At 59.3% G+C, this 2,266-nt stretch carries 3 protein-coding genes; all 3 read left to right on the top strand.

The genetic code is table 11. The features are described from left to right. Positions 1-338 (top strand): YjbF family lipoprotein (locus tag AC1DVH_RS29785; RefSeq protein WP_477756809.1); only part of this gene is annotated, 338 nt, incomplete at its 5' end. Beyond that, positions 335-1,102 carry a capsule biosynthesis GfcC family protein gene (locus tag AC1DVH_RS29780; RefSeq protein ID WP_477756808.1) on the top strand — a complete coding sequence of 256 codons (768 nt, stop codon included), beginning with the start codon at positions 335-337 and terminating at the stop codon, positions 1,100-1,102. The genes AC1DVH_RS29785 and AC1DVH_RS29780, both read left to right, overlap by 4 nt. Further along, on the top strand, positions 1,099-2,266 hold a 1,168-nt coding region (locus AC1DVH_RS29775; protein WP_477756807.1), incomplete at its 3' end, for a YjbH domain-containing protein. The genes AC1DVH_RS29780 and AC1DVH_RS29775, both read left to right, overlap by 4 nt.

Genomic DNA, 2,266 nt, shown 5'->3' with positions numbered 1-2,266 from the left:
TCGACGGCGAGTCGCCGTTCAAGCTTGGCTTGCAGCGATTGCCCGATGGTTACAGCAGTACCCGCTGGATAGATGTCTATCAGGGGCCGCGGGTCGGGCTGGCGGTCAACAGTCGTTTCAGTCGACAGGCCATCGAAACCGTCACCATCCTGGACAAGGACTATGCGTTGCAGCGCATAGACGAACGCATCGACATACCCGAGCTGGGATTCAAGGCCACCAACCGTTTTTGGGTCAGGCCTGACGATGGCTTGATCCTGCAGAGCGAACAACATCTCACGCCGGAACTTTTCTTGAAGATTGTGCAATTGCGCCCTGACCGGGAGATGGCTCGGTGAGATATTCGAAAACGCTGTCGGCCTGCCTGTTGCTGGCCAGTTCTGCGATGACTCAGGCCGCTGTCACGGTCACGGGTGATGTGAAAAACGCCGGTTCCTTCGCGTTCGTGCCAGGTGCACGCTTGCTCGATGCCGTCAGCCAGGGACGCCCGAACGCCGAAAGTTACTGGCTGGCCGCCGCCTGGCTGCACCAGCCACTGGTGGAGCAGCAAATCCGCCTTAAAGCCGGTGTGCTGTTCGATCTGAAATTGCTGCAACGTGGGGCCTTGCTTGAAGAAAAAAGCAGCCTTGCAGCCTTGGCTGCGCGCCTGTTGGAAGAGGTCAGCCGACTGCCCGTTACCGGCCGCAGAGTCGCGGTGCTCGACCCCGTGGCGTTGGAGGTTGCGTTCGCCCGCAATTACTCGCTCAGTGACGGCGACCGGCTGACTTACCCTGTACGCCCGACTACGGTCACTGTGGTGGGCGCCGTTGAACAGCCCTGCGCACTGCCTTATCGCGCCCTGCAGCCCGTCCAGGAATATCTTGAAAGTTGTCTGCCGGTGACCGATGCAGATGCCGATTACCTGTGGCTGATTCAGCCCGATGGCCAGGTCAGGAGAGTCGGCAACGCCGCCTGGAACAACGAAGGCGGGGTGTTTGCCGCCGCAGGCAGCACGATTCTGGTGCCCGTGCGCAACGATGATCCGGACCTGCCCACACCCGACTTGAACGAGCAGCTTGCCCAGTTTCTCGCCACCCAACCGCTGCCCGAGGTGGCCCCTTGAAGTTACGTTTTGCCGCCGTAGTGTTGTTGCCCTACAGCCTGGCTCATGGAGAGCCGCGTTTTACCCAGAATGATTTCGGTGGCGTGGGTTTGCTGCAAACCCCCACCGCACGGATGGCGCCCGCCGGCGAATTCAGCCTGAACGCCAACCGGACCGACCCATATTCGCGCTATAGCATTTCAATACAGCCCCTTGATTGGCTGGAAGGCAGCTTTCGCTATACCGCTATCAGCGACCGTAAATACGGGCCCGAGTCATTAAGTGGCGACCAGAGCTATAAAGACAAGGCGGTCGATGCCAAAGCCCGCCTCTGGCGAGAAAGCCACTGGTTGCCCGAGGTCGCGCTCGGTTTTCGGGATATTGGGGGCACCGGCCTGTTCTCCAGCGAATACATTGTGGCGAACAAACGTTACTACGATCTGGATTTCAGCCTGGGCGTTGCCTGGGGCTACATCGGTAACCGCGGGGATTTCGAAAACCCGCTGGGGTACCTTGATGAGCGCTTTGATACACGCCCGGTAAACTCGGACACGGGCGACGTCAATACCAACTCGTATTTTCGAGGCTCGCCCGCGTTGTTTGGCGGCGTGGCCTATCAGACGCCCTGGTCGCCCTTGAGCTTGAAACTCGAGTTCGACGGTAACGACTACGAGCACGAGCCGCTGAAAAATAGCCTGAAGCAGGACTCGCCCATCAACATCGGGGCGGTGTTCAAGCTGAGTGACTCAGTCGATTTGAGCGCAGGTTGGGAGCGCGGCAACACCGCGTTGTTCGGTATTACTTTTCATACCAATTTCGCCAGCCGCAAGGCGCCAGCCAAGCGCTACGACCCCGCTGTCGAAGCGCTGCCGGCACGCGAGCCAACCACGCCGCTCGATCAGGTCGACTGGGCGGGGGTTTCCAAACGACTGGAAAACAACGCAGGTTATAAGGTCGAGCGTATTGCTCAGCGCGATTCCGAGCTGATTGTGTATGGCGAGCAGTCGCGCTATTTCTACTCCGCCAAAGGCGTGGGCCGGGCCAGCCGGATTCTGGACAACAGCGCGAATGACGAAATCGACTGGTTCACGATGGTGAACAAGCGTTACGACATGCCTGTGGTAGAAACCAGTGTGCCGCGCGACACCTTCCGGGCCGTGGTGAACAACCAACAAGACCTTACAG

This window comes from Pseudomonas sp. P4_C3 (genome assembly GCF_056402075.1).
Note: the sequence above shows the minus strand (reverse complement) of the source record. Positions and strands in the feature narration are given on the sequence as shown.